Below are 2,591 nucleotides of genomic sequence, written 5' to 3' on the forward strand. Positions count from 1 at the left end.
GTCCATGCGTGCGGCTTCCAGTATCTCGTTCGGAATGTCCTTGTAGGCGCTGTAGAGCATCCACACCATGATCGGCAGGTTCGCCAGCGTGAACACAATGGTCAGCGCGGTGAGCGAATCCAGCAGGCCCGCGGTCTGCGCGAGAACGTAGATCGGCACCAGCGCACCCACCGCCGGCATCATCTTGGTGGAAAGCATCCACATCAGGATGTCGCGCGTCCTCTTCGTACGGAAGAAGGCCATCGAGTACGCGGCAGGTGCCGCGATCAACAGGCCGATGAGGGTTGAGCCAAGGCTGGTAATGAGCGAGTTGCGCGCGTACAGCAAGTAGTCGCTGCGGCGCTGCACTTCACTGAAGTTGTCTAGCGTGGGCTCGAAAATAAAGAGCGGCGGCACATGAATCGCCTGCAGTTCAGTCTTGAAGGCCGTGAGAAACAGCCAGCCGAGCGGAAAGAACAGCGGCAGCGCCACTGCCCACGCACCCACGGTGCGCAGCAGTTGCGGAAGAAAATTGCTGGGTCGCACAGTCGTTCCCTTAGTCGAGGTTCTTGCCGACGATACGGATGAGGAACACCGCCACGATGTTGGCCACCACCACTGCAAACAAAGCACCTGCCGATGCCACACCCACGTCAAAGTTCATGAGCGACTGCTTGAAGATCATGTAAGTGAGATTGGTGCTCTCGTTGCCCGGGCCGCCATTGGTGGTGATGGCGATCTCGGCGAACACGCTGAGCAGAAAGATCATTTCGATCATGATCACCACCGCCATCGGCCGGCCAAGATGCGGAATGATGAGATAGAAGAAGCGCTGGAACGAACTTGCACCGTCCATGCGTGCCGCTTCCATCTGCTCGCGGTCGAGCGACTGCAGCGAGGTAATGAAGATCAGGCAGGCAAAGGGCAGCCATTGCCAGGCCACCATGATGATCACCGACAACAGCGGCACATCGGTGAGCCAGTCGACCGGTTGCGCACCGAAAAAACGCCAGAGATCGGCAAGCACGCCGTAGATCGGGTTCATCATCATGTGCTTCCACAGCAATGCGTTCACTGCGGGCATGACAAAAAAAGGCGAGATAAGCAGCACGCGGACGATGCCTCGCCCCGGAAAGGGCTCGTTCACCAGCAGCGCGAGCAGCACGCCGAACACCACCGTGATGACGATCACGCTGCCGATGAGCAGCAGCGTGTTCCAGGTCGCGGGCCAGAAGTCCGGATCGGTGATGAAGTACTGGAAGTTCTCGATGCCGACGAACGGATGGTCGCCGGGCTGCATGAGGTTGTAGCTCACGAACGAGAAGTACAGGGTCATCACGAGCGGCACGATCATCCAGAGGAAGAGCGTGAGCACTGCGGGCGCCATGAGCGCGCGAGGCAAGAGGCGGTTCATGTTGTGGGTCCCGGGCGTCGGGGCAGAACTGCCGCGGATCCGGCTTCACCGGTCCGCGGGCAGGGCATGCTGCCTGTGGGTTTACTTGTAATACCCGGCCTTTTTCATCTCGCGCTCGGCGGCCGTCTGTGATGTCTTCAGGGCCTGGTCCACTGTGACCTTGCCCGACAGCGCGGCACTCATCTGCTGCCCCACCGCCACGCCGATGGCCTGGAACTCGGGAATGGCCGCGTACTGCACGCCGACGTAAGGCGACTTGGGCAGCGTGCTGTCGCTGAGGTTGGCGCTGTCGATGGCTTTCTTCTCGGCGGCAGCAAACTTCGCAACCTTCTGGAACTCTGGGTTTGCGTAGGTCGACTTGCGCGTGCCGGTGGGTACCGTCCCCCAGCCATGTTCTTTGGCGACCAGATTGATGTACTCCCTGGAGGTAGCCCACTTCACGAAGGTCTGGGCAGCCGCGCCCTTGGTCGAGCTGGCCGGAATGGCCAGGTTCCACGTCCACAGCCAGTTGGCGCCCTTGGGCGTGACGGCAACAGGGGCCTGGGCAAAGGCCACCTTGTCGGCCACCTTCGACTGCTTCGGATCACTGATAAACGAGGCGGCGATGGTTGCGTCCACCCACATGCCGCACTTTCCTTCGTTGAAGAGTGCGAGGTTCTCGTTGAAGCTGTTGGCCGAGGCGCCGGGCGGGCCGTAGGCTTTCATCAGGTCCACGTAGAAGCCGATCGCGTCCTTCCACGGCTTGGTGTCGATCTGCGGTTTCCACTGCATGTCGAACCACTGGCCGCCGTTGGTATTGACCAGCGTGGTCAGGAAGGCCATGTTGTCGCCCCAGCCCGGCTTGCCGCGCAGGCACATGCCATACACACCGGCCTTCGGATCATGGATCTTGCCGGCCAGTTCCTTCACCTGTGTCCAGGTGGGCTGCTCGGGCATCTTGAAGCCGACCTTGTCGGCGAGGTCCTTGCGGTACATGAGCATCGAGCTCTCGCCATAGAACGGCGCGGCGTAGAGCTTGCCTTCGTACGACAGGCCGGCGCGGATGGCCGGCAACAGGTCGTCGACGTCATAGGCGGCATCGGTGGCAATGGGCTGCAGCCAGCCCTTCTTCGACCAGATCGGCGCTTCGTACAGGCCGATGGTCATCACGTCGAACTGCCCGCCCTTGGTGGCGATGTCGGTGGTGACGCGCTGACGC

The 2,591-nt window shown here is 61.2% G+C and carries 3 protein-coding genes; all 3 read right to left on the reverse strand.

Annotated features, from left to right (window positions below; all coding sequences use genetic code 11):
• Positions 1 to 525 (reverse strand): carbohydrate ABC transporter permease (locus AC1D1X_RS20525; RefSeq protein ID WP_477699033.1); only part of this gene is annotated, 525 nt, incomplete at its 3' end.
• A gap of 10 nt (positions 526 to 535) precedes the next feature.
• Positions 536 to 1,393, reverse strand: coding sequence for a carbohydrate ABC transporter permease (locus tag AC1D1X_RS20530; protein ID WP_477669911.1), 858 nt, complete (start codon positions 1,391 to 1,393; stop codon positions 536 to 538).
• Between the two features lie 81 nt (positions 1,394 to 1,474).
• Positions 1,475 to 2,591 (reverse strand): ABC transporter substrate-binding protein (locus AC1D1X_RS20535; RefSeq protein WP_477699034.1); only part of this gene is annotated, 1,117 nt, incomplete at its 5' end.

Source organism: Polaromonas sp. P1_G4, assembly GCF_056405475.1.